Origin of the sequence: Candidatus Rubrimentiphilum sp. (assembly GCA_035710515.1) — a bacterium.
Lineage (GTDB): Bacteria > Vulcanimicrobiota > Vulcanimicrobiia > Vulcanimicrobiales > Vulcanimicrobiaceae > Rubrimentiphilum.
The window spans coordinates 1,171,574-1,197,299 of sequence record DASTDE010000001.1 but is presented as its reverse complement, the minus strand read 5'-3'; the positions used below and the strand labels follow the sequence as shown (position 1 = coordinate 1,197,299).

Sequence of the window (25,726 nt, the reverse complement as noted above, 5' to 3'; positions counted from 1 at the left end):
GTGTGCTCCGAGCGGGGCAGATCGTTACAATTGGAGAAGCCGCCCGGCATGCGGCGCAATAAACTACGGAGTCTTGTCGAGCTCGTCTCCAGCTGCGGCAAGAAGCGCTATCCCCACGAGCGCGCCGCCCTCGAGACAGCCGAGCATCAAATGAAACGCGCCGAAGAGAACGGCGAGTATTTGCAACTACGCGTGTACCAATGCCCGCACGGATCGTGCGGCGGCTGGCACTTAACCGAGGTGCGCTAGACGGGGTGAGGTTTACGCGGCGTAACGCGCAGACGGGCCTGTAGTGCCGCGCTCGGCACCCGAACGCGATCGGCGAGCCGCAGGAGCCACAAGAACCGAATCGTGAGCCACGTCATGTCGAATTCGTACCACGCCATTCCGTGACGCGCCGAGTACGGAAACGCGTGATGGTTGTTGTGCCAGCCCTCGCCGAACGAGAGCAGCGCGACCCACCACGAGTTGGTTGACTGGTCCGTCGTTTTATAGGTGCGATAGCCGAACATATGCGTCGCGCTGTTCACCAGCCACGTCGTATGATAGGCGAACACCAACCGTCCGAAGATGCCCCACACGACGAACGGCCAGCCACCGATGGCCAGCAGCATGCCGGCGAACGCGACTTGGATCGGAAAGTTCAGTTGATACAGCGCCCGGTAAAACTTGTCGTTCCAGAGATCCGGACAATATTTTTGAAACTCGGGAACGGTGCGCGGCACGTCCGGATTCGGCTTGAAGAGCCACTCGATGTGCGCCCAGCCGAAACCGCGTCCTGCGTCGTGCGGATCGCCTTCGTGGTCTGAATGCGCGTGATGGCGGCGATGCGTCGCGACCCACGAAATCGGATCGCCTTGCATGGCGAGCAGACCTAAAATCGCGGTGGCATATTCCACCGGTTTCTTCAGGCGGACGCTGCGATGCGTTAATGTGCGGTGATAACAGAGCGTGATGCCCCACGCTCCGGTTGCATATGCGATGCAAGCGGCGACAATTAATGCGGGCCAATTGAAGAAGAGTGGAACAAAAACAGCCAGCGCGCAGATATGAATTATTAAGAGGCCGATGCCGTTCGGCCAGTTCGGGCGCGATTCAACCATGTAGGTACGTTTCCCAATCCAGGGTCTGCTCAAGCGAGCAGGCGGCTATACTAATCCGGCGCGGATGGCGTAAACGGCTACTTGGGTGCGCGCGGTTAGGTTCATCTTCGCCAAGATGTGCGAAATATGATTCTTTACCGTTTTGTCGCTTAATTTGAGCCGCGAGGAGATCTCTTTATTCGATAGCCCTTCGGCCACCAATCGAACGACCTCTAACTCGCGCTCGGAGAGATTGGAGTGAAGATGCCCTCGGGGAGTCAACGGAACCAGGCCCTTTAACGTCTCAATGGCCTCGCCGATCGTCATCCCGCGCAAGATCGCTCCCAAGGCGGAGGCGTTGCCGAGCACTGCGATCTGCTCGTCGAGGTCAAGCAAGCGGCCCAGCGTCCGGGTGACCACGGGTTCCTTGCCGGCAAAGGCGTGCGCCGGCTCGGTGGAAATCGCCATTTTCTTAATCTAGCTCCATAGACTGTAGAAACGGTTCTAAAGAGAGTATCCCGGCCTATTGTCGTGGGACTTACGACCCATAACAACTCCATTACAAAGTGCTTACAAGATCGGGGGAAATGGCGTAGCCCCAGGCGGCGCCCGCGTCGTAAGGTAAGGCCATGGAGGCAAACGCGGCCGGATTTGAGATCCGGCGGAATTTTCTGTTGGACCGCCTGGAGCGGGTCCAGCCGAAGATCGTCGCCGTCTCGGCGCCGCCCGGCTTCGGAAAGTCCACCCTGGCGCGCCAGCTGCTCGCCTCCAAGCCGAACGCCACCGTCTGCGACCTGGCCGACGTCGCCGACGAAGCCGACCTGGGTCAGCGCCTGATCGCAGCGCTGGCCGCCGAGCCGGCTCGTCCCGCGCTTGAAGCCTGGAAAGACCCGGTCACCGATTCGATCTTCGTCTTCGAAAACGCCGACCACGTCGCGCGCAACGAGGCCGCGCTGGAATTCTTTAGCCGCGTGCTCTCGCAGCGGCCCGACCGGCGCGTGGTCGTTATCTGCTCGCGCGAGACGCTGCCGCTTCATTTAACACGCTACGCACCGCCACACGAAATTCTCACGCTGCGCGCGGACGACTTGGCCTTCGATCGCTCCGAACTGCTGTCACTCTTTGGTCCGTACGCCGACCGGCCCGGATTCCTGGCGCGCATCATGCAGATCTCGCAGGGCTGGCCGATCGCGGTTTTTCTGCTGCGCCGCTTCGCGAGCGAAGGCCGCATCGACACGCTGCTCGAGAATTTGGCCGACGTCGCCTTTAAAGAGATTCACGATTACTTAGCGGACGAAGTGCTCGCCACGCTCGACCCGAAGCTGCACGAGGCGCTGTTTGTGTGCGCGTGCATTCCGCATACGTCCATTGCGGATCTGCAAGCCGCGTTTGCAGAAGAAGGCGCCGTCCACGCGCTGGTTGAGTTCGCCAAGCAGTCACCGTTCCTCACCCATACGGGCGAAGTGTTCGTGCTGCATCCGCTGCTCGGCGCGCTGCTGGTCGAACACCGGCAGACGCAGCGCGAAGTAATTCTGGCGCGCGTCGCCGGCGCACACTCGCGCGCCAAACACTATCTGCGCGCGGCCGAGCTGCATCTGGCGCACGGCGATCAGGAGTCGGCGGCGCACGCGCTCGGACAATACGAAGTCATTCGCGACCACACGCCTTCGCCGGAATACGCCCGCGCGCTGGCGTCGCTCGATCGTGCGCTCATCGAAGAGTATCCACGCCTGTGGGGCATTACGGGCATGCTGCGCATGTTCTGTATGGACATGCAAGAGTTGCTCGAAGAATCGGAGTCGCGCTGGCTCACGCTTTCGCCAACCGTCACGCCCACCGAACGCAGCTACTTGCTGATTTTCCGCGCCGTCATGCGCGGCTACACGGGCGGAATTGAAGAAGCGATAGCGATGCTCGAAGAGTATCTGCGCGAGAATCACATCGGCGCACAGCCCAAAGACTATGTTGAAGGCTACGTCGTCTACGTTCTCGGTCTGCTTCGCGCGCGCGCCGGCAGACTGGGACAAGGCGAGCGCGACATGACGGCGGCGCTGCCGCACGTCGGCGTGACGGACATCGTCGGCTCGGGTGCCCTGCTCTCGCTCGGCGCGGACATCGCCCGGGCGCGCGGCGAGTTCGCGGTCGCGAGGCAGTTCGTGGACCGGGCGCTGGAAGGTTCGCGCCGTTCGGGGTTAATGAATTTCGTCGCGCTGGATCTTGCCGAGGCGTGTTTCGGCGCGTGGTTTGCCGGCGACGACGGCGCCTTTGTGAAGTACGGCGTCGAGCTCGACGAAATCGTGCACACGAACGCTGTGCGCGGGCTGGCGTATTTCGCCGCCGCCGCGCGCGGGCGCCACGAAGAACCCACCAACATCGACATGTTGAAGTTCATCGCCTGCGGGAGCATCATTGCAGCTGCGAATTCTAACGACGCACGAGAAACCGTACGCTACGCGCGAGCCGCGCTGGCTGCCGCGCAGAAGTTGGGCTCACCCTTCGTGGAATGTCTGTCGGCCGTCGCGGTGGCAACATACGACGAGCCGGCGTTCGAAGAAACTATCGCAATCGCCGCGCGCGCGGCGGCCCGGTGCGAATCGCCCGCCCTGCAGAGCGCGGTGCGCGCGATTGCCGAAGGGCTGGCCGATTTCGGCATGCTCGACAAATACATGGGGCGCCTGCACCGCGATCGCTTCGAGCGCGCGCTGCCGCTCGAAGTGCAGTTGACGGCGGGCGTCGTGCGCAGTGCGGGCCGCGAGGTGCCGCTCTCTGAACGCGAACTCGCGCTGCTGGTGGCGCTGTCGCTGCGGCGTGAAAACGTACCGCGCGCGCGGCTGGCCGACTTGCTGTGGCCCGAGCTGGATGAATACTCCGCGCGCAATGCGCTCAGCGTCTGTTTGCACCGGTTGCGCGCGCATCTTGGCAGCGATCGCGTGGTGCGCAGCAAAGACGGCTACGCGCTGCACGATGACGTGCGTGTGGATCTCTGGGAGATCGATCGCACGATGACCGCGCTGCGGTCGCGCACCTCGCTGGATGACGCCGAGCGCGCGCAGCTCTCGAGCGTCTACGAGAAGCTCCGCAATAAACGCCCCGAGCGGATGTTATCATGGGATTGGTTTGAAGCGACGGAACGGCACTTGCGGGGATTGCGCCTCGAGGCCGCGCACCGATTGGCCGCCGACGCGCTGAGCAACGGCAACATCCGTCGCGCCCTCGAGCTAGCTGAAGAGATGATCGGTTACGATCCGTGCGATGAAGCCGGCCGCGAACTCGCGATTAAAGCGCACCTGCGCCGCGACGATCGCGCCGCCGCAATGCGGCAGTACCGCCAGTATCGCGAAACGCTGCTGGCCGAGCTGCAGTGCGAGCCGTCCGAAGCGATTAAGCAACTCGTCGGCCTGACGCAAACCCGCGCCTGACGAATAGGGCAGCCTGATGTTGATGACGGCTGTTTTTATCCCGCTTATCGCAGCGCTCGCATCGATTACCCCGCCGGTGCAGCTTGCATCTCAGACCTCGCCCGTGCCGTCACCAATGCCCTCGATCGTAGCTGCCCCCACGCCATTCGCATCTCCAATGCATTTCGACGCCTTAGTGTCGGCCGGTCACGAAGGCCGCCCCGCCAGTTGCGCGCACTTTAAGCACAAGTGTAATCTCGGCGCCGCTGGCGAGCGGCAGTGGACGCCGGTCGTGGCGGATGAAGTCGCGCGCGACCTGCGGGCGAAAGGCTTTACCGTGGCGCGCGAGCCGGCGGATTTCGACGGCACATTCGATGTCAAAGCGGCGGTCTTCATTCACTTCGACGGCAGTGGCACACCATGTTCGACCGGCGCGTCGATCGGCTATCACGATCCCGGCTCGGTTCCCGCCGCGCGCGCGTGGCGCGCACTCTACAGCCATTACTTTCCCTATCACTTCATGACAGACAACTTCACCACAAACTTGAGCAACTATTACGGCTTCCGGCAAGTGCACGCGAGCGCGGGCGCGCTGGTGATCGAACTGGGCGAGGTGACGTGCCCGTCCGAACGCGCCTGGCTGGCGTCGCGGCTGAAGTGGGAAGGCGACCTGATCGCGCAGTTCATCGAGGACCTGATCGCCAATCCGCCAAAAGGTGCGGCAAACGACCAACGGAGGTGAGCGCTATGAAAAGAGCTGTTTTCGCGCTGGCTATTGCCGCCGCGGCCTTGTTTGCGGGGTTGCCCGCGAACGCGGAGGTTCCCCGGTTTCACTTTTCCATCAGTAATGAGTTTGGCAGCAACATCGACGTTCTGGTGACGAAAGGTCCAGTGCACTACCCATGGATGGTCCGCAAGGGCGAAACCGGAAAGCATTCGATTATAATCGCGCCCGGCGCGGCGCTACTCGAAGTCACTTGCCGTATCAAATCGAGCCGTCACCCACTCGATCTTAGATCTTGGGAGCCCAACATTTCCGTAGCTGTCGACGACAACTGCCGGCTCCAGGTCGAATATCACTGACGCCTAAAGGCACGCCATGCGCCGACTGCTGCTTTCCTTTATAGTAGGTCTTTTCGCGAGCGTTCCGGCTCTGGCCGGAGCGGCCGAACAGAAAGAAACTCCCAAACCTTCGCCCACGCCGGGCTTTTTCGACCAAATGCGTTTTCGCAGCCTCGGGCCCGCGGTCTCGGGCGGACGGCTGGGCGCGGTCGCGGGCACGGATGCGGACCCGTCGCTGTACTACGTCGGCGCGGCGGGCGGCGGCGTGTGGCGCAGCACCAACGCGGGGCAATCGTTTACGCCGGTCTTCGATTCGGAAGCGGTCAGTTCGATCGGCGCGATCGCGATCGATCCCAAGGATAAGAAAATCGTCTGGGTGGGCACGGGCGAAGGCGCGCCACGCAATGACGTCGCGCCGGGCGACGGCGTCTATCGCAGCGCCGACGGCGGCAAAACCTGGGCGCACGTGCTGACGCTCCCCGATGCGTTAATCGCGAGCATCCTGATCGATCCGCGCGATTCGAACAGCGTGCTGGTGGGTGTGCTCGGCGATCCGTTCGCCGACAACAGCGCGCGCGGAATGTATCGCACCACCGACGCCGGCAAGACCTGGCAGAAGACGCTGTATGTTGACGCGCGCACGGGCGTATCGGATCTGGCGACCGCAGCCGCTGCGCCGGGCGTGGTGTATGCCGGCATGTGGCCGTACCGCCGCACCGGCTGGAGTTCGGACAGCGGCGGCACGCAAGGCGGACTCTATAAGTCGATCGACTTCGGCACAACATGGGAGAAACTCACCGGCAATGGATTGCCGAGCGGCGCGACCGGGCGCATCGGCGTGGCGGTGGCGCCCTCGGATCCGCAACGCGTCTACGCGCTGATCGAATCGAAGTCCGGCATACTCTGGCGCAGCGACGACGGCGGCGCGACCTGGAAGCTGATGAGTTCGAACACGCTGGTGAACGAGCGGCCGTTTTATTACACGCACGTCTTTGTCGACCCGACCAATGAGGATCACCTCTGGGCGCTCTCGGTGCGCTTGACCGTGAGCACCGACGGCGGCAAGACCTGGCGCATCGGCGCGCGCGGCGTGCACGGCGACAACCACGCGATGTGGATCTCCAAGGACGCCAAGCGCATCATCGAAGGCAACGACGGCGGCCCGTCCTTTTCATTCGACAACGGCGCGACCTGGGCGATGCCGCACAATCTGTCGATCGCGCAGCTCTATCACATCGGGTTCGACCGGCAGAATCCGTACCACGTCTGCGCGCCGCTGCAGGACAACGGCGTGTGGTGCGCGCCCAACAACGGCTTGAGCGGCGGCATCAGTTCGAGCGCCTGGCAGAACATGGGCGGCGGCGACGGCACCTGGGTGGTGCCCGACCCGAAGGATCCGCGCATCGTGTGGATGACCAGCGGCGGCGGCAACTTCGCCGGCGTGCTCGATGTGATCAACACCCGCACCAACGAGGACCGCACCGTCTCGCCCTATCTGCACGACCAGAACGTGGTCGACCCGCGCAACCTGAAGTACCGCTTTAACTGGGAGACGCCGATCGCGTTCGATCCCTTCGACCCGCACGTGCTCTATGCGGGCGGCAACGTGCTCTTCGCCACGCGCGATGCGGGCGCGCACTGGCGGGTGCTCAGCGGCGACTTGACCCGCAACACCCGCTCGCACGAGACGGTGACCGGGGGCATCACGCTGGACGGCACCGGGGCGGAAACGTCGGAGACTATCCTTTATATAGAGCCTTCGCGCGTGCGCCGCGGCGAGGTGTGGATCGGCACCGACGACGGCTACGTGCAGCTGACCCGCGACGGCGGCAAGACCTGGCGCAACGTCACGCCGCCGGGCATCCGCCCCTATGGGCGCTTCGCCAGCCTCTCGGCTTCGACGCGATCCGCCGGCCTGCTGTACGCGGCCTACGATCTGCACATGATCGGCGACCGCACGCCGCACGTCTATATGACGGCCGACTACGGCGCGCACTGGCGCGACATCGCGGCCAATCTGCCGGCCGGACAAGAAGTGCGCAGCGTACGTTCCGATCCTCGCAATCCCAAGCTGATCTACGCGGGGCTCGAGAACAGCTTGTGGGCGACCTTTGACGGCGGCGCGCACTGGCGCAACACCAATTTCAATCTGCCGGCCACCTCGGTGCGCGACATTGCCGTCCAGCCCGATGCGAACGATCTGCTACTGGCCACACATGGAAGAAGCGTCTGGATTCTCGACGACCTGGCGCCGTTGCAGCAGCTCACCACCGCGCAGGCGACGCGTAGCGGTGCGTACCTGTTTGCAATCCGCCCGGCGGTGCAGTGGAACACGCATAATTATTTTGGAACGCGCAATGATGGTGCCGGGCCGCCATTTGGCGCCCTCATCACCTATTATTTGAAACGCCCGGCGGCGAATGCCCCGACCGCGGACATAATCGACGCCACAGGACACTCGGTCCGGCATTTCACTGCGAAGGAATTAACGAATCAGGCCGGCTTTAATCGCTTCACCTGGGACACGACCGAGAACGCACCGCCAACGTGGAAATTCGCGCCGACTTGGAATCAGGGAGCGGCCTTCAGTGGTGACAGCGTTGGCGTGATGCCCGGAAAGTACACGCTCGTGGTGCACGGCGACGTGACGCTACGGCAGCCGATCCTGGTGCAACAGGATCCGCGCACGCACTATACTCTCGCGCAAATGCGCGCGAACTATGTCGCCGCGCATGAGGTTTTCAGCGACTTTGGGCGAGTCAACACAGCGCTGAACACCCTGTCGACTATATTAAATGAAGCGCCGCTGCGCACGAAAGCGCTGAACGCGGCAAACAACGGGGCTTTAGCCTTGCGAGTAGCAGCGGTTGCCTCGCAGGCGAAGCTGCTCTTGCTATCGATTACGCAAAACCCCGTCAACGACCAGGACGATGACTTCCTGACCGATGTGCTGCGCGAGCGCTTGCAAACCCAAATGGGGACCTTCGGCGGGAGTTCCGGACCACCGACGGCCGTTCAACTCCAGGAAAATGCCACGCTCCATGCGTTAACCAACGATCGGCTACGCGCCGTCGCCGCATTCGAGAAGGGCGAGCTACAGCAGGTTGACGCAGCGCTGCGCGCCGCCAAAATGTCGCCACTCACGACGCTCACCCAACAGCCAAAACCTTACGATGAGGCCGTGGGTGGGCGGCGCGGCGCCAATGAAGACTAGGCGGCGACTCGGGGTTCGTCCGTGATCAGGCCGAGCCTGACGAGGCGCAGGCGTACTCCTTTCTGTGTGCGGCCGAAGAGCAGCATTATATCCTCGACGCTATTACCTGCGGCGAAAAGGCGACGCAATTCTTCATCGTCTGTCTTTTTCCACGGCCTGCCCACGTTTGGATAGGTCGCTCGAAGCGCATCGTAGGGATTTTGTCCCGGACTGAAGTTTGCGGCGGCACGCGACGCAAATTGAAGCACCTCTTCTTGTAGCTGCGACTTACTCCGTCGTTCTTCTGGAAGATTGTTCCAGATGCGACCGATCATTCGGCGTGCAAGGGCATCGATAGCTCTAAGGGTGGAATCGTTGTTCATATATATGTCCTTTCTGTGCGATGTGCGCCGAGAATACGAACCAACAGTGACAACTGTATGGCACGGTGCGGCACGTCGTACTGCAAATGCTGTATGGAGCCTTGGGGAGCGAAGGCATATCATTCTAGTAGGAGCTTCCTCTGGGTGTGGTCGTCGTCGCGGAGGGGCTCCTCGGTTTTCGTCGTAGGTCGCTGAGTGACGCGGCTAGCCGACGTTGCGCTTTCTAACGGACCGGCGTTCTTCACGCCGACTATGCGTCCGCGAGTCTTGCAGCGCATCGATGCGGCTGCGTCCCGAGCCATTACACTAATAATTGCTCCGGCTGGCTACGGAAAGTCAGTAGCACTTTCGCACTGGCTGCAGTCGCAATCGCGCGTATGTGTGCAATTCACCGTCCAGGTCGACCACTGTACCTTGCTCGGCTTCGCCCGCGGCCTTTCAGAAGCGTTTTCATCAGGGTTGCCGGAGCTCATCAGCACCGTTTCGTCAGCGCACCAGAGCAGCGCGTCTTCCCCCGAACCAGGTAAAGAAATGGCCGTGTGGATGGCCACGCACCTCAAAGGATTTAACGGCGTTATTGCGATCGATGATTTCCACCGCTGTAGCGACGACTTAGAGGTCTCTCGATTTGTTGCACACATGATTTCCCAAACCAAATCATGCGCACGATGGATAATTGCGACGCGATCGTCGCTGGATCTACCGGTGGCGACCTGGCTGGCTTACGGTGATGTTGATTCCATCGTCGATGAGTCCGATTTAGCGTTTCGCGACGACGAAGTCTGCGAACTTGCCTCACGTGCAGGTGTTTCAGAGAAACGGCTTGAGAGCATCATGCGAGCGACTGCCGGCTGGCCGGTCGCCTTGGGTTTCGCTCTACGCTCTTCGCAACTGATTCCCGATTCCGCGAGTATCGCGACTGCGACTCGAGAGATGCTGTTCCAGTATTTAGCCGAGCAAGTCTACGATGACCTGACCGTGAGCGAACGCGCCATCCTGCACCTCGCATCCTACCTTCCTGCGATCGACACGTCTGTCTTAGAAGCTGCCGGTTGTGAGAATTGTGAACCCATTCTCGAAACAGTACGAAAGCGAGCCACATTTCTGGCTCTCGAGCGTCCGGGGCTTTACTCGTTCCACGAGCTCTTTCGTGATTTTCTATGCCGGCAGCTGGAGGTTACCGATCCGCGGCGGGCGCGCGAGTTGCAACTAGAAGCCGCAAAAGCACTCGAGCGCATCGGCAACGTCGTCGCCGCGCTCCGATTATATGCGGCAGCGCATTCGGGCGAGGATGTCCTCCGTCTGTTACGCTCGCGAGGTTTCGACCTGGTTGATCACTCTCATAGCGACACTGTGGAGGCCGCTATTCGCAGGCTACCCGAAAATGTGCGGAGGTCAGATGCGACCGTTCTCGGTTTGCGGGCACAGCGCGAGGCAGATGCTGGACGCTTTGATCGAGCGCAGGTCCTTTTTGAAAAAGCAGTGCATAACGCGCCGGAACCGCTATCAGCGGCTACTTTCTCTATCCGTCTGGCGATAAGCGTATTAAACCAGGGCCGTCCCCTTGCAGAGATCCTGGAGCCGTTTATGCATACACAATGCACGTCAGTTAGGGCTGAAATACTGGGGCTTCTTTCGGCCGATTATGCCCTTCGGGGACATCCGGATGAGGCGGCGGTAGCTATCAACGAGGCCGAACTGCTGAGCCGGAATCTAGAAGACGACGCTATCACTGCAAAGATTGCTCTAAGGATCGCCGTGGCGGGGATGAACATAGGGCTTCCAATTTCACGCGTTCGCAACTCTGCGCTCACAGCAGCTGAGTTGGCAGAAAGCGCGGGATTGATTGTCGTGGCTGGACGCGCATTTGCAGTACTTGCAACAGCGTGCCTGTTCTTGGAGAACGACCTAACCGAGTACATTCACTATGGTCGAAAGGCCCTGGATTGCGCGATGCAAAGCGGAGATCGATTCAGCCTTGAGACTGCTTTGTTTATGCTGGCTTGCGCAGAAACGCAAGCTGGCGGCGAGGCAGAGTTGCGGGAGCTCATTGATAGACTTGCTGAGATCAGGCATCCTACCTCCGGCCGCGATCGAGTCCTCCATTTGCTGCGCGCAACGCTTTTCGCCTGGGGCGGCGACATGGAGAACGCCGATCGTCTAATGGATTTGTTTGGCAGCGGTGGTTACAGCTACTATGATTTCGATCAAGCGGCCGATCGAGCAGTGCACGCAATGTACAGCCTTGCGGCCGGCAGCCCCTCAAAGGCGCGGTCAATTTCGACGGAAGGAGCAAGGAGGCTGAAGGCCGTGCGACCAGCCCATGCGTATGCGAAGAGTCAGGCCGAGATTGCCGACGTGCTGTTTGCCTTAGTGCACGTCCTATCTGAGCGCAAAAGCTCCGGCCGCCGAGCCTTGACTAGGGTCTTGGCGAGACCGTGCCATATAGCGACAGGTATACTTGGAAAAACCGTCCAGTCTATTGCTCAAGTAGATGATGTCAGCGCGTGGGAACAAGTGGCCGCTCTCGGGTTAAGAGAGCTTGAAGAGCACGGCTTGAGCGGGCTGGCAAAAAGCGTTCGTTGGTGCATAAAACTGACCGCCGCTCGGATACTAGAGCGCTCCCCGGCGGGTTGCGCGCTAACGGCCTCTGAACTTGCCGTGATGCGGGCGCTTGATCTGGGGCAAAGCACAAAAGAAGTTGCCGCCGCTACGGGTCGCAGTTTCTATACCGTAAGGACTCTTGTTCAAAGAGCGACCGCGAAGCTCGGTTGCAGCGGTCGACAACAGGCTCTCGCCCTGCTTCGTCGCCGCGGCTTTTTGTCCGAATCTGACGCGTAACGCGTATTTGGGTCCATCAGTGCCACCCAGGTGGCACTCCAGCGCCGGATACTGGCGCCATGGAATACATGATTGGCGCGGGGGCCGTGCTGGAGACCGGGGAGGCCGCGAAGGTTACTCCAGCCATGCTTCACGCTCGGGTCGATTCGGCTCTGGCCAAAACGGTCGGTGCAGCGGCCATCGATTTCGAGGGCAACTCGCCAAAATCTCTGCGCCGGCTGCTAGTGCTGGTGCCGGGCTGGAATGCCGGGCGGTTTCGATCCTCGGTGACCAAGAAGCTCATCGAACGTGATACGTGCTCGCTGGGTGACGTGCTGTCGCTCGTGGCCCAGGCGGCTCAGGCGACCGAATTCCACCTGTTCGCCCACTGGCTGCCGGATGGCGCTACTTACAAGAAGCTGGCGGATCTGGGGATCGAGTTGATCGCCCATCCGCTGGAAGCGATTGAGTCGGCCGCCCTGGTCGCGGGGCAGAAGCACACCCGTTGGAAGGCGGTCCGGGCCGCCTAGTTCAGCCCCCTCTAAGGGTGAGCGCCCACGATCAGTCATATCATGCCCGATATGCAACCCTCCCGCGTGGCGGTGGTCGACGACGACCGCTTCGTCCGCGAGATGCTCGAACTCGGCCTCTCGCGCGAAGGCTTCATCGTCAAGACCGCCTCCGACGGTTCGGCGGCGCTGCAACTCGTGCGCGAATGGGATCCCGAGGCGATCGTGCTCGACGTCATGATGCCGAAGATCGATGGCCTCGCGCTCTTGCCCAAGTTGCGCGAGATCACGCAGTGCCCGATCCTGATGCTCACCGCCAAAGGCGAGACCGCTGACAAAGTGGCGAGCCTGGGCGCCGGCGCCGACGACTACTTGGTCAAGCCGTTCATCTTTGAAGAACTCATCGCGCGCTTGCAAGCCAAGTTGCGCCGGCCGCAGCTGATTGAGGAACAAGTCGTTCGCTGGCATGAGGTCGCGATCAATCCGGCCACGCGTGAAGCCTGGCGCGGACGCGAGAGCCTGGACTTAACGCAACGCGAGTTCGATCTGCTCTCCGTCTTCATGCGCGAGCCGCGCCGCGTCTTTAGCAAAGATCACTTGTTGGAACTGGTGTGGGGACACGACTTCGAAGGCGGCCCGAACATCGTCGAAACGTACATCTCGTATCTGCGCGCGAAAATCGATCGCCCCGACGACGGCTCGTTCTTCAGAACCGTCCGCGGCGTCGGCTACGGGTTGAGTCAATAGCTGCATGAACCGTTCGCTGTCGTCGCGGCTGGCCGCGCTCTACACGCTGTTGCTCGGCATCACCGTTGTGCTGGTGATTGTCGCTTCCTCAATTGCGCTGGTCTACGAGCTGAACCGCTTTAGCCGCGATATCATCATCGCCAAGCACGACGAAGCGCGCACGCTGGCCGAACAGTACAAACTGCAAGGCGTTTCGTTGGACAAAGCGGCGGCGGACATCGCGCGCGAGTTGAGCGGCATCGGTTTGCAAGTCACGGTGTTTAATACGAAGGGCAAGTATTTGGCCGGCGATAAAACGCTGCGGCCGCCGCTGCTGGCCAAGGTCGTGCAAGGCCGCATCGAGCTCATCCAGCCGCCCGGATCAACGCGCGGAAACACCATCTTCGGACCCTTTCCGCTTCCGATCCCGACCGGTAGGCATGGTCACAATCGCACTACCACCATGACCACCTTCATCGCGCGCGGTCCCGATTCGGGCGATCGCCGTTTGGGCATCTCCGAACCGCGGTTTCTTATCGGCGTGGATGGCGGCTACATCGCCTTCATGCCTTCGCCGTGGGTTATCTTTGCGAACCTGGAGCCGTACTGGCTGATCATCGTCTCGATCGGCATCGTGGCGATCCTCCTCTCGTGGTTCATCGGGCGCGTTTTTTCGCGCCAGGCGCTGGCGCCGCTCACGGAAGTTACGGGCTCGCTGCAAGCGCTGGCGGGCGGTGACTATACGCAACGCCGTTTTGCAACAGCCGGCGGCGATGAGATCGCGCAGCTCACCGAAGCCTACAACGACGCGGCCGCCAACGTCGCCTCGGCCATGGACGAACGCAAGAACACCGAAGCGCGCATGCGCCAATTCGTTGCCGACGCGGGTCACGAGCTGCGCACGCCGCTGACGGTTATCGCGGGCTACATCGACGTGCTGCGCCGCGGCGCGATCGAAGAGCCGAAGGTGGCCCGGCAAATTCTCGGCACGATGGTGCTCGAGAAGGAGCACATGCGCGGCCTAATCGACCGCCTGATGCGCCTGGCGCGCATGGACGCCGAAGCGCCCCCGCAGCCGATGCCGATTAACGTGCGCGAGTTGCTGCGCGATCAGTGCGAGGCGACGCGCCGCCTGGACGAGTCGCGCCAGATCGACTATAGCGTGGAGGGCGTGGACGAAATCTTCGCCGACCGCGCCGAGCTGGGCGAAGCGCTCTGGAACATCATCGAAAACGCGCTGAAGTATGCGCCCGACGCGCCGATCCATCTGCGCGCCGTCGGAGAAGAAGATCACGTGTTGATCACCGTACGCGACGAGGGACCGGGCATGACCGAGGGCGAGCGGCTGCACGCCTTCGAGCGGTTCTACCGCGGCGACGCGCGCGGCTCGATGCCGGGCACGGGCTTGGGGCTGGCGATTGCCAAGCGGGCCGTCGATCGCGCCGGGGGCACCATTACTATTGATAGCGCGCCCGGGCACGGCACCACGGTAACCATCCGTCTTCCTCAGGTGTTTCCCAAGCCAGGTATGGTAAAAGAATCGTGATGCGACGCATTGTGGCCTTTCTTGTATCGCTGGCGTTTGTCGCCGGCATGACCCCGGTTGCGCTGGCGCAGTCCGACACGGGCGAGATTTGGATTAACGTTCAGGACGCCAATTCGAAGGCGCCGATTATTCTGGCGCGCGTGCTGCTGGACGGGCCGGTGGTCACGAGCGAATTCACGGGCGCTGACGGCAAGGTCCACTTCATCGCCGTTCCGGACGGCATCTACCGGGCGCGCGTCTTTGCGCGCGGCTTCCAAGCAGTCACATCGGCAAATTTTGAAGTCACCAACGGCCGCTCGGTAACTGTCGCGGTGGACTTAGCACAAGCCGCGGCGCCGCTCAAGACGATCGCGTCGGTAACCTCCAAGTCCACGGCCACGATTTCTTCGACGTCGATCACCAGCAGCAGCGGACAGCGTAAACTCTCCAACGACTTGGCGGATGCGCTCGGCAAACTTTCGGGCGTGAACGTTAACACGTCCAGCAACGACAGCGACGCGACGCAGACCGTCTCGCTGGAGGGTCAAGACGCCAGCCAGACCGCGCTTTCGGTCAACGGTATTCCGCTGAACTCGCCCGGCATGGCCGGCAACGTGCGCGGCATCAACTCGGATCTTTTCACCGGCGCGAACGTGTCGTTCGGTCCGCAAGCCGGCGGTTTCGGCGGCGGCGGCGTCGGCTTCAGCACGTTGCAGCCTTCGCTCTCCTGGCAAAGCGCGTTTTCGCTTTCGGCCGGCAGCAACGGCAAGAACAACTATTCCGCCTCGGAGAGCGGTTCGCTCGGCAAACTGGGCATCGCGGTCACGCATACGTTCCGCGCGACGCCGAGCCTGCTCGACGGCATGTCGTATCTGGACGCGAGCGGCCTATTCTACAGTCACAACGGCGACCGCAACTCGATTGGCAACCTGGCGAACCTACGTTATCAACTCACCGACGCGCAGACGCTCAGCGCCCTCTGGCTGCACTCGTCCAATTTCGCCAACATGGTCTGCACGCAGTTCACGGGACCCGTGCCGTGCGGCTACGGCCCCGATAACACCAACAACACGACGTTCGACCTGTATTCGCTGACGGACGCGGCGCTGATCGGCGATACGCAAGTCTCGGCGTCATTCTTCGGCAACCGCTCGACCTCGATCAACGACCTGCTGAACCGCTTCGTGAACGGCGTTGCTTCACCGACCGGAACGACGTCCACCAACTTTTCGAACGGATTCTCGCTGAGCGCGACGCTGCCGGCCAAAGAGCGCCACACCATCTCGTTCAGCGGCAACGCGTACAGCAGCAGAAGCACCTTCACGCCGCTGGTCCCGCAGGCCGCGCAATTCATCTTTTCGGCGCCGCCCACGAGCTATTGGCAGTTTTCGATCAACGATTCGATCCGTTCGAATACGAAGCTGCGTTTCAACGATTCAATCGGCATCAGCCACTCGAGCAACGCGCCGTCCTCGCTGCTCTTGGGTCTCAGCACCACCTGGCAGCCGACGACCAGCGATACGTACGCTTTTAACTACAACATCGGCGGCCAAGGCGCGCGCTTCGGGCGGCAAGGCATCTTGACGGATCCGGCGCAGCTGCGCATCGACTGCAACGGCGCGGTCGCCTACGGCGGCGCACCCGGCGACCAGAGTTCGTCCAGCTCGTCCACATCGGCGCGCCTGAGCTACACGCACAAAATGAACGGCGGCCAAATCAGCGCGCAAGTGTACCGCCAGGTGCAAAACGGCGTGCTGTTCCCGGTCGACGTCAACGGGACCGCGCTGACGAACAGCGGAATTTTCCCGCCGAATTATTTCACGATTGCGCAAAATACGTACGTGAACTCGTGCGGCGTGCCGGTCGGCACTCCGTTCGGTCCGCAGAACACGTATTTCTCGACGCCGATCGCCGGCGTGCAGCGCGTCTACGAAGGCTTCCACCTCAACGGCTACTTCACGTTCGGAAGTCTGGTCGTGCAGCCGTTCTACGACACGCAAGTCGCGACGGCCAACAGCAACGATCCGCGCTTCACCAATCCATATGCGATCACGATCTCCGGCGCGCAACTGCCGAACGTACCGCTGCACCGGGCCGGGCTCCTGCTCGATTACAAGCCGCCGCGCTCGGTCTTTGAGTACCTGGTCAACGCGAATTACACCGGGAGCAACAACTCGCAGAACTTGCCGGCCTATACGACGGTGGACGCAGGCCTGAATTGGCTGACGTCACGCGGCGCCGTGACCTTCGCAGCGAGCAACATCTTTAACACGTACGGCGGCATCTTCGCGACGTCGCAAGGCGCCGTGCCGTACGTGACCGCCAACGGCAACATTATTCCGACGGTTGCGCGGCCCAATACGCCGCGGCAATACTCGGTCAGCTATGCCGTGCGCTTCGGACAGAACGTTCCGCAAACCACCAGTAACACGCCGAGCCTCGCCCAGCAGATCGGCGGCGAGGGAGAAGGCGGCGGAGGCGGCCTGCGGATCGTAGGCGGCAATTCGCAGCAGGCAGCGGCATTCCGCCAGATGCTGCAGTTGCCGACGAGTCCGCCGAGCAATCCGTTTGCGCTGAACACATTGGGAGCGTGCAATCCGGATTCGGCGAAAGTTATTCAGCCGGTGCTGGACGCGCTCAAAACGTACACCGCGCAAATCGAAGCGTCAAAAACGTCCGCAGGTTATCCGGTGAGCGGACCGGCAGCACCCGCACTCCCCGGTGTTACCGTGCAATATCACGGCCTGGGATCGACGTATGCGGTTACGGTTTCAACGACCAAGACGGCGCTTATGCGCCCGGTCTTCGGCTGCCTGACCTTCCATATTGCGAATCAGGAAGCTGCGCAACAACGCAATCTCTATGTCGATCCGGGCGCTGGCAGCATGTTCGCGCGGCCGACGCTGACCTTCATGCCGGCTGTCGGTCTGTACGTTTCGCCGAGACCTCCGGCGGCGGGACAGGAAACGATTCGCACGTACAAACTGCCGACGGCCGCGCCGAAGACTCCGTTCGCGTACAATCCGAAGAGCCCGACGTGCACGGCGGATCTGCGCAGCGCAGCGCAAAGCGCGCTGAGTGAATTGCAGGCGCACTTTACCAAGGGCACCGCGACGCCGGATTGGACCATCACCGCGCACACGGCCAAGAACGGCACGTGGTACTCATTGCAGCCGGAAGACTTAACGTCGGCGGCCGCGTTGGTCGGCTGCGGTCATGTAAGTTCGGGCGTACGCGACGATCTGACAAAGCTCGGCTGGGATGGCGGACCGCCGCCCTCGCTGAGCTACACGCCGGACCTCGGGTTGTACATCGTCACCGGCGGCTTCCAGTTCCGCCAAAACGGTAACGGCGGAACGCCCAACCCCAACGCCACGCGTCGTCCTGGCGGCCGCGATGGCGGCGGCGGTTTCGGCGGCGGCTTTATCTTCCAGACGTTAGACGGAGGGCGGCAAGGGCAAGCGTCCCCGAGTCCGGCACCGTCACCCGCAGCCAGCGCATCACCGGCCCCGGCGGCAACTCCGCACTAGCGTCTCGTTCCGCGGTATAATAAGCGGAGAATGACGCCGAACGCGTCGCTAATTTTAGCTGTAATTGTCGCGCTCCCAAAGCCGGTGCCACCTGATACTTCGCACCTCGCGCCTGGCTACCACGGGACTCCGCACGGCTGCATCGTCTCTGATATCCAGAGGGTACTTCCGACGCCCGTACCGCCCACGGATCCACGTATCAAGCGCGACTTTGCCGATCACCCCGACTCGTACGATCATTACGTGGCGCAGTACGCTCGGCAGCACCGGCAGTACAGTCAGGCAATAGCCGCGTACCGACGCGCGCTCGGCGAAACGAAGGAACGAACGTACGCAGCAGACGCTATCTTTAGGCTCCCACTCAGCGATGTGCTTTATCGCGCGCATCGGATCCCTGAAGCGAAATTACAATGGCGAACTATCCTCGCGCATCCCTCGTCTGGGAGCTCAGATTCGGCGACAGCAGCGGTGTTGAGGGGGCGTTTCAACGATGCATTGGTAAAATATGCGATGTCGCCACCGCCGTTTAATACAGTCACGTTTGGCGACGACGGATCCGCTTACAACCTGCAACGGGGACTCAACGAGGCCGCGAAAGGCAATATACCAGGAGCGAAAACATTTCTTGGTTACGCCCTCGAGTGCGACAGCATGTTCCAGGTCCCGCATTTAGCACTGGGCGTTATAGCGGCGATGGAACACGACTACGTCACCGCTCGACACGAATGGCTGGCAGTGCTGGAGGGCTGGGATCCATCCACGATGCCGGGCATCACGCCCGCGCAGTACGACGCGATTCAGCTCCTGCTGCGCTACGATTAACGCGTTAGCGTTCGGTTGACGTGCCCGCGGTGCGGGCGCGCTCGACCATCTCTTTCATGCGCGGATGATCGCCGGGGATCGTCGTGACCCATTTTTCGAATTTCGGCACGGGCTCGCGGACGCGAAATAAGAAGTACCAGACGTTCATTTCGCCCATGAATTTGAAGCGGCGCTTGATATCGGCGCTGAGCGCGGCGTAGCTCGGAAACGAGCGCAGGTAGGCCTCGATCGTTCCGTGCGCTTTTTCCACTTCCAGCAGCGCTTGCGCGTTGTGAATCGTGGCGCGAATCTTGCGCGCGCTATGCAGAATGCCGTCGGCGTGCAGCAGCCGATCGACGTCGCCCTCAGTATATGCGGCGACGCGATGCGCATCGAAGCCGTCAAAGGCCGCGCGAAATGCCTCCCAACGCTGCGCGATCGACGCCCAGCTCAACCCGGCTTGAAAGACCGCGCGGGTCATGACCTCGAGGTAATCGTTTAACTTCGGCGCCTCGATCTGATCGGGGATGGTCGAGTGCGGCACTATGGTGCGTTCGTGGGAGCGTCAAAGGCCAGCGCGGTCATCATCGCCACGCCCGTCGGTAATGCGGCGTCGTCGATGTCGAAGGTGCTGGAGTGGTGCGGGTTGGAGGACTGCTTTCCGCCGCTCGCTCCCAACATATAGAAGCTGGCCGGCACGCGTTGCGCAAAGAACGAAAAATCTTCGGCACCCATGAGTTTCTCTGCCACAATGACGCGCTCGTCGCCGAAGACACGCTTTGCAAGCGCCTCCGCATACTTGGTTTGATCGGGATCGTTCACGGTCACCGGATAGCGCCGCAGGTACTCGTACTCGTACGAGGCGCCGGCCGCATCGCAGCTGGCTTTGAGAATGCGCTCGATGCGCCCGGGCATGGCGTCGCGCACGTCTTCGGAAAACGCGCGCACGGTTCCGAGCATGCGCACGGTGCGCGGGATCACGTTGTGAATCGTTCCGCCGTGAATCGAGCCGATGGTAACGACCGCAGGTTCGAGCGGATCGATATTGCGGCTGACGATTTGCTGAAGTGAGGTCACGAAGCCGGCGGCGGTGAGAATCGGATCGATCGTGTCGTGCGGCGCAGCGCCATGCCCGCCGCGACCCAAGACTTCGATCTCGATCGAGTCGCTGGACGCATAAAACGGGCCGCTGCGAAAACCGAGTGTGCCGGTCGCGTGCTTCGAGCTCAGATGCAATCCGTACGCGCGCTCGATGGAAAACCGTTCGATGAGGCCTTCCTTGACCATCGCTTGGGCGCCGCCGTGACCTTCCTCGGCGGGTTGAAAGACCAAGCACACCGTGCCGGGCAGCTCGCTGCGCCCCGCGGCAATGAGCTCGGCGGCGCCGAGCAGGATGGCGACGTGGCCGTCGTGCCCGCACGCGTGCATCACGCCGTCGTTTTTCGAACGATAAGATTGTGTGTTTTCTTCCAGGATCGGCAGCGCGTCCATATCGGCGCGCAGCATGATCGTGCGGCCCGGTTTGGTGCCGCGCATGACGCCGACCACGCCCGTTCCGGCGATGCCCGTATGCACGTCGAAGCCCAGCGCGCGCAGGCGTTCGGCGACGATTCCGGCTGTGCGCTCCTCTTGAAAGCCCAGTTCGGGGTGCATATGCAGGTCGCGGCGCGTGGCCACGACCTCGGCGGCGAGCTTGGCGGGGACCTCGATGGTGGCGGTCATGGAAGACGGTTTCGCCTTCGAGGTGGCGCGGACCCCACGGCGGGGGACTTCCCTTTCTCTGGACCCCATGGTAGGATTTGCCCGGGAATTAATCCCGGTTTCGAAGTCCGCCTAGTAGGTAAGGAGTCTCGTTTAGTGTACGCCGATGAAAGTTTGAATTGTGTTGACTGTGGACGTGAATTTGCGTTTACGGCCGGTGAACAGCAGTTCTACGCCACCAAAGGTTTTCAAAATAAGCCCAACCGTTGTCCGGATTGTCGCCAAGCGCGCAAAGCCATGCGTTCGCAGAGCGGCGGCGCGGGCGGCGGTCAGCGCGTCCGTGAAATGTTCCAAGCTACGTGCAGCCAGTGCGGCGGCGTAGCCGAAGTGCCATTTCAACCGCGCGGGGACAAGCCGGTTTATTGCCGCGACTGTTTCGCAACGCGAGCCCACTAAGGCGAGCCGAAACCCGTGGGTGCTAGCCCGCTGGAATACCAGCGGGCTTTTTCTTTTCTGAGCTAAGCTTTCCAGTCTATTTGCTGAAGCACCGAACCGGTGGCGCTATCCACGATTAGGGCTTGCCCGCCGTGCTGCAAGACGGCGCGTAAGTTTCCGTCATCCACTTGATTCGCATCTTGGATGAAAAAGTGTTGGAAGCGTGGCCACGGTCCCACGCGCCACTTACAGTTGCCCTGGAGATCGTAGTAAAAGAGGTTCCTTGCGCCGATCGCATCGGTGGGGCGTAACAAGACAGCGATACCAGAAGACAACGATCTGGCAAATAATAATGGGGCGTCAAAACGAGCGTGGAATCCGGCCTTTGTTGTCAGGGTGCGATCATCTTCACTTACCAGTAGCTCGCTCCGTGTGGGCGTTATCAGTTCCCAGATAACCTGCCCCCCCTCGTATGAAAGCTTTCGGGTAAAAACTCCAGGCCAAGACACTACGTTCAGCTCGATAATGAAGCCGTCATCAAGCTGCGTGCAGGACAAAAGATGATCGCCAAAGTTGTATACAATTGGCTGCGGCCAGCGCGGTGGAAAGGGTGGAAGGGTTATCCGCCCTCCATTAACCTCGATCCGCCGCATATTTCTTTGCAGGCAACGCGATCGCGACGAGCGCGCAGACAATCGTGTTTATGACCAATGCGAAGAAGCCGGCGTTCCATCCCCACGGCACGAACGTGTGGTGCAGCGAGTAGAAGGCTAGAAACTCACCGACGAGCAGACCCGCGCCGACTGCCCAAGCATTGACTCGGCGCCAAACCAGTGCAAAGATAACGCCGGGCGCCATCTGCGTGATGCCTATATAATAGAAGAGAAGCAGATCGACGAGCGACGTCTTGTAGAAGACCCACAGTATCAACGCAAGTACGGCAATGATCAGGACCAAGACGCGCGTAGCAAACGTGCGCTCGAGATCGCCCGTGGCAATATTCAGCCAGTCGCCGAGCACGTTCTTCGAAAAGACGCTGGCCGCGCCGAGCAATAGCGTCGAAGCCGGCAACAATGCCGCAAGACAGCCGGCGCCCGCAACGAGACCGAGCAGCGGTGCCGAGTAATAATGCTGCATCACCAGCATGAACGACTGATCCGCGGCCAGTCCTTTTAGCCCGGGAGTGACCGCCAAGGCCGTAAAGCCGGCGAAGAACACGAAAAGTAGAATAAGCTGGTAGAGCGGCATGAAGATCATGTTGCGCCGCAGCGTCTGCGCACTGCGCGCCGAGTAAATCGCCGGCGCGTTGGCCGGACCCATAAAGAAGCCGATTCCTGAGAGTAAGATCGTGGTAACGAACCACGGCACGGTGTACGTCGCATTCGCGACACCCGGCGGCGGCAGCGTCATCCATCCGGGATGAGATTGCAGTACCTGCGTCATCATGGCCGCGGGCGAGCCGAAGAAGTGGATCGGAATTGCGATGCCCGCGAAGAGCACGGCGCCGAGCACCAAAGTGTCCTTGACGATGCTTGCCCAGGCCGTGCCGCGCAAACCGGCGGTGAACACAAACAGCGCCATTAAAATGAAGGCCACGCCCACCGCGATGCTCGCGTTGTATTGGCCGTAGCCTGCAATGGTCAGCAGAATCTGCAGGCCGGTGAGTTGCAGCGTCACATACGGAACGACCAGGAAAAACTGCAGAAGCGCAATGGCCACGCCGAGCGTCTTGCTTCCATATTGATCGATGAAGAAGTCCGGCATCGTGAGCAGGCGCCGTTCGGTACCGATCTTCCAAATAGCCGGCAGCAGAAAGAACCCGATGCAATACGCGACCGTACCGTAACCCAAGATGTAGAACGCGGCCGCGCCTTTGCCATACGCCCAGCCGGCGGCACCGAGGAAGGTGAAACTCGTGTAAATTTCGCCCGCGAGCAGAATCCATAACAGCAGCGCGCCGAACGAACGGCTGCCCACGATGTATTCGTGCGGATCCATTTTTAAGCGCCGCACGCTCGTCAACGCAAAAGCAATCGTGCCGACGATGATGACCGCAATAATGGAAAGTGCTATCGCTTCGGGTTTCACGGTTTGCGTCCCAGGCGATCGGCCGCGAAGAGGAAGAGCGGCGTAACAGCGACCCAGATTACCATCCACGCGAGCAAGAACGGAAAGCCGAGAAAACGCGGTTCGTCGCGATTCACGAACGGAATCGCCAGCGTCAGCATGACCGGCGGAATTGCCGCCAGTAGGACTTGGCCCCAGCGTATAGCGGGTGTCATCTTGCGCCTACTAGTAGTATAGGCGGCTCATGAAAACCTACGACGCGATCGTTATCGGCGCCGGGCATAATGGCCTAGTCACCGCGTGCTACTTGGCGGGGGCGAAGCGTAAGGTGCTGGTGCTCGAGCGCCGCTACATCGTGGGCGGCGCGTGCGTCACTGAAGAGCGCACGTTTCCCGGATTCAAAGTCTCCACGGCGGCGTACGTGAATAGCCTCTTTCGCCCGGAGATCATCCGCGATCTGCGTCTGCGCGACTACGGATTCGAACTCTTGGAACGCAACCCGGCGTCGTTCTCGCCATTCTTGGACGGCCGTTACCTTATGTTGGGCTCCGACAAGACGAGCGAACTGAACGAGATCGCAAAGTTCAGCCGCCGCGACGCCGAGCGGTATCCGCTCTACGAGAGCATGCTCGCGCGCGTTGCCGCGGTTATTGAACCGACATTGATGCAAAAGCCGCCGAATGTCGCGCGCCCGACGGTGTTCGATCTGCTGGGCATGGCGAAGCTCGGTCGCGGTATGCAGAAGCTCGGCACGGAGATGGGCGAAGCCATTGAGGTGCTGACCGGTGCGGCGCGACCGATTTTGGATCGCTGGTTTGAATCCGAAGAATTGAAGGCGACGCTGGCGACGGACGCAATCATCGGCGCGTTTGCGCCGCCGTCCATGCCGGGAACAGCATACGTTCTGTTTCATCACGTGATGGGCGAGACCAACGGCAAGCGTGGCGTGTGGGCATACGTGCGCGGCGGAATGGGCGGGCTCACGCAGGCGCTCGCAAAGGCTGCCGGCGACCTCGGCGTGGACATTCTCACGGAAGCCGAGGTTGCGAAAATCATCGTAAAGGACGGCGCGGTGAGCGGCGTCGCGCTCACGAACGGCGACGAATACAACGCGCGCGCCGTTGCCAGCAACGCCGATTGCAACGTGACCTTCAACAAATTGCTTGGCCGGAACCTCTTGCCGGAAGAGTTCGCCGCGGCCATCGATCGCATAAGTTATGACAGTGCGTCGGCGAAGATCAACGTCGCGCTCGAATCGCTGCCGAACTTCACCGCGCTGCCCGGTACGCAAGCGGGCCCGCAGCATCGCGGCACGGTGCATCTGTGCCCGGACCAGGATTTCATCGAACGTGCCTACGATGAGGCGAAGTACGGCGTGCCGTCGCGTGAGCCGGTGGTGGAGTGTACGATTCCATCGTCGGTAGACGACACCGTGGCGCCGCCCGGCAAGCACTTGATGTCGATGTTCGTGCAATACGCGCCGTACACACGTAAGGACGCTCCGTGGGACGCCAACGCAAGAAACGCCTTTGCCGACAGTTGTTTCGAAGTGGTAGAGCGTTACGCGCCCGGTTTCAAGAACAGCGTGATCGACCGGCAGGTCTTGACGCCGCCGGACTTGGAGGAGACCTTCGCATTGACCGGCGGAAACATTTTCCAAGGCGCCATGTCGTTGGATAACCTGTTCATGTTCCGGCCGGCGCCGGGATACGCGGGATACAGCATGCCGGTCAAGGGTTTGTACCTCTGCGGTTCGGCCGCGCATCCGGGCGGAGGCGTGATGGGCGCCGCCGGCCTGAACGCGGCGAAGGAGATGTTGCGATCGTGAGCACGCGCTCGTTTATGGTCCCGGAGAATGTCTATGACTACATTCTAAAGACGTCGCTGCGGGAGACGCCGATCCAGCGCGAGCTGCGCGACGTCACTTCCAAAATGGAAATGGCGCGCATGCGGACCGGAGCCGATCAACTGCAGTTCCTGCAACTGTTGGCCAAGACGATTGGCGCGCGGCGCTGCATCGAGGTGGGCGTCTTCACGGGCGCCAGTGCACTAGCCGTCGCATTGGTGCTGCCGGCCGACGGAAAAATAATCGCCTGCGACGTGAATGACGAATATACGGCAATCGGCAGATCGTTTTGGGAACGCGCGGGCGTCGCACAGAAAATCGACTTGCGCCTAGCGCCCGCGACCGAAACGCTGGATAAGCTGATTGCCGCCGGTGACGGCGAGTACGACTTCGCGTATATCGACGCCGATAAAGCGAACTACGAGGCGTATTACGAGCGCATCTTGCGACTGCTGCGAACCGGCGGCCTGATTTGCATTGATAACGTGCTGTGGGGTGGAGATGTGGCGGACCCGAAGGAGAACGATGCCGACACGGTAGCGCTGCGCAATCTCAACGCAAAGATCGGGCGCGACGAACGCGTTGACGCAAGTTTGTTGACCATCGGCGACGGGCTGACCGTCGCCCGCAAGAGATGAAGGTGACGTT

Annotated in this window: 21 protein-coding genes; 13 read left to right on the top strand and 8 right to left on the bottom strand. The window is 61.3% G+C overall.

Translation table 11 applies throughout. The annotated features are described in order from the left end of the window. The first annotated feature begins 48 nt into the window (after positions 1–48). Positions 49–249, top strand: a complete 201-nt coding sequence (locus tag VFO29_06140; protein HET9393077.1) for a hypothetical protein — start codon at positions 49–51, stop codon at positions 247–249. On the opposite strand, the gene VFO29_06135 is transcribed toward VFO29_06140, so the two are convergent. Then, entirely contained in the window at positions 246–1,103 is an 858-nt protein-coding gene (locus tag VFO29_06135) for a fatty acid desaturase (GenBank protein HET9393076.1), read from the bottom strand. The genes VFO29_06140 and VFO29_06135 overlap by 4 nt on opposite strands. Positions 1,104–1,148: 45 nt before the next feature. Continuing rightward, entirely contained in the window at positions 1,149–1,550 is a 402-nt protein-coding gene (locus VFO29_06130; GenBank protein HET9393075.1) for a response regulator transcription factor, read from the bottom strand. A 161-nt stretch (positions 1,551–1,711) separates the two neighbouring features. Here VFO29_06130 and VFO29_06125 point away from each other — a divergent pair, with 161 nt between their 5' ends. The 4 genes from VFO29_06125 to VFO29_06110 are packed head-to-tail and all read left to right on the top strand — an operon-like array spanning position 1,712 to position 8,756. Next, on the top strand, positions 1,712–4,501 hold the full coding sequence (locus VFO29_06125) for a BTAD domain-containing putative transcriptional regulator (GenBank protein HET9393074.1): 2,790 nt from the start codon (positions 1,712–1,714) through the stop codon (positions 4,499–4,501). 16 nt (positions 4,502–4,517) lie between these two features. After that, entirely contained in the window at positions 4,518–5,222 is a 705-nt protein-coding gene (locus VFO29_06120) for a hypothetical protein (GenBank protein HET9393073.1), read from the top strand. Between the two features lie 5 nt (positions 5,223–5,227). After that, the gene (locus VFO29_06115) at positions 5,228–5,563 is read left to right on the top strand and encodes a hypothetical protein (GenBank protein HET9393072.1); all 336 of its coding nucleotides are present in this window, start codon (positions 5,228–5,230) and stop codon (positions 5,561–5,563) included. Positions 5,564–5,579: 16 nt separating this feature from the next. Then, positions 5,580–8,756 carry a hypothetical protein gene (locus VFO29_06110; GenBank protein ID HET9393071.1) on the top strand — a complete coding sequence of 1,059 codons (3,177 nt, stop codon included), beginning with the start codon at positions 5,580–5,582 and terminating at the stop codon, positions 8,754–8,756. On the opposite strand, the gene VFO29_06105 is transcribed toward VFO29_06110, so the two are convergent. Continuing rightward, positions 8,753–9,118: a hypothetical protein gene (locus tag VFO29_06105; GenBank protein ID HET9393070.1), complete on the bottom strand. Its 366-nt coding sequence runs from the start codon at positions 9,116–9,118 to the stop codon at positions 8,753–8,755. The two genes, VFO29_06110 and VFO29_06105, sit on opposite strands and share 4 nt — an antisense overlap. A gap of 381 nt (positions 9,119–9,499) precedes the next feature. Here VFO29_06105 and VFO29_06100 point away from each other — a divergent pair, with 381 nt between their 5' ends. The 6 genes from VFO29_06100 (at position 9,500) to VFO29_06075 (ending at position 19,050) form a co-directional block, all read left to right on the top strand. Continuing rightward, entirely contained in the window at positions 9,500–11,959 is a 2,460-nt protein-coding gene (locus VFO29_06100; protein ID HET9393069.1) for a LuxR C-terminal-related transcriptional regulator, read from the top strand. A 59-nt stretch (positions 11,960–12,018) separates the two neighbouring features. Continuing rightward, positions 12,019–12,468 carry a hypothetical protein gene (locus VFO29_06095; GenBank protein HET9393068.1) on the top strand — a complete coding sequence of 150 codons (450 nt, stop codon included), beginning with the start codon at positions 12,019–12,021 and terminating at the stop codon, positions 12,466–12,468. A gap of 42 nt (positions 12,469–12,510) precedes the next feature. Next, the gene (locus tag VFO29_06090) at positions 12,511–13,194 is read left to right on the top strand and encodes a response regulator transcription factor (GenBank protein HET9393067.1); all 684 of its coding nucleotides are present in this window, start codon (positions 12,511–12,513) and stop codon (positions 13,192–13,194) included. Positions 13,195–13,198: 4 nt separating this feature from the next. Beyond that, a complete protein-coding gene (locus VFO29_06085; protein HET9393066.1) occupies positions 13,199–14,719 on the top strand; it encodes a HAMP domain-containing sensor histidine kinase in 1,521 nt (506 codons plus the stop codon). Continuing rightward, entirely contained in the window at positions 14,719–18,228 is a 3,510-nt protein-coding gene (locus VFO29_06080; protein ID HET9393065.1) for a TonB-dependent receptor, read from the top strand. The genes VFO29_06085 and VFO29_06080 overlap by 1 nt, the downstream gene beginning before the upstream one ends. Before the next feature lie 651 nt (positions 18,229–18,879). After that, positions 18,880–19,050, top strand: a complete 171-nt coding sequence (locus VFO29_06075) for a hypothetical protein (protein HET9393064.1) — start codon at positions 18,880–18,882, stop codon at positions 19,048–19,050. A gap of 4 nt (positions 19,051–19,054) precedes the next feature. On the opposite strand, the gene VFO29_06070 is transcribed toward VFO29_06075, so the two are convergent. The 5 genes from VFO29_06070 to VFO29_06050 all read right to left on the bottom strand — a co-directional run bounded on the left by VFO29_06070 (position 19,055) and on the right by VFO29_06050 (position 23,447). Continuing rightward, the gene (locus VFO29_06070; protein ID HET9393063.1) at positions 19,055–19,573 is read right to left on the bottom strand and encodes a DNA-3-methyladenine glycosylase I; all 519 of its coding nucleotides are present in this window, start codon (positions 19,571–19,573) and stop codon (positions 19,055–19,057) included. Further along, entirely contained in the window at positions 19,573–20,751 is a 1,179-nt protein-coding gene (locus tag VFO29_06065; protein ID HET9393062.1) for an amidohydrolase, read from the bottom strand. Before VFO29_06065 ends, VFO29_06070 begins: the two co-directional genes overlap by 1 nt. Before the next feature lie 497 nt (positions 20,752–21,248). Then, complete coding sequence (locus VFO29_06060) at positions 21,249–21,818, bottom strand: hypothetical protein (protein ID HET9393061.1); 570 nt, start codon at positions 21,816–21,818, stop codon at positions 21,249–21,251. Further along, on the bottom strand, positions 21,799–23,253 hold the full coding sequence (locus VFO29_06055; GenBank protein HET9393060.1) for a sodium:solute symporter family protein: 1,455 nt from the start codon (positions 23,251–23,253) through the stop codon (positions 21,799–21,801). The genes VFO29_06060 and VFO29_06055 overlap by 20 nt, the downstream gene beginning before the upstream one ends. Then, positions 23,250–23,447, bottom strand: coding sequence for a DUF3311 domain-containing protein (locus VFO29_06050; GenBank protein ID HET9393059.1), 198 nt, complete (start codon positions 23,445–23,447; stop codon positions 23,250–23,252). The genes VFO29_06055 and VFO29_06050 overlap by 4 nt, the downstream gene beginning before the upstream one ends. A 29-nt stretch (positions 23,448–23,476) precedes the next feature. Between VFO29_06050 and VFO29_06045 the strand changes: the two genes are divergently transcribed. Together VFO29_06045 and VFO29_06040 are read left to right on the top strand one after the other, a co-directional pair. Further along, the gene (locus tag VFO29_06045; protein HET9393058.1) at positions 23,477–25,060 is read left to right on the top strand and encodes an NAD(P)/FAD-dependent oxidoreductase; all 1,584 of its coding nucleotides are present in this window, start codon (positions 23,477–23,479) and stop codon (positions 25,058–25,060) included. Then, positions 25,057–25,716, top strand: a complete 660-nt coding sequence (locus tag VFO29_06040; GenBank protein HET9393057.1) for a class I SAM-dependent methyltransferase — start codon at positions 25,057–25,059, stop codon at positions 25,714–25,716. Before VFO29_06045 ends, VFO29_06040 begins: the two co-directional genes overlap by 4 nt. Positions 25,717–25,726 lie beyond the last annotated feature (10 nt).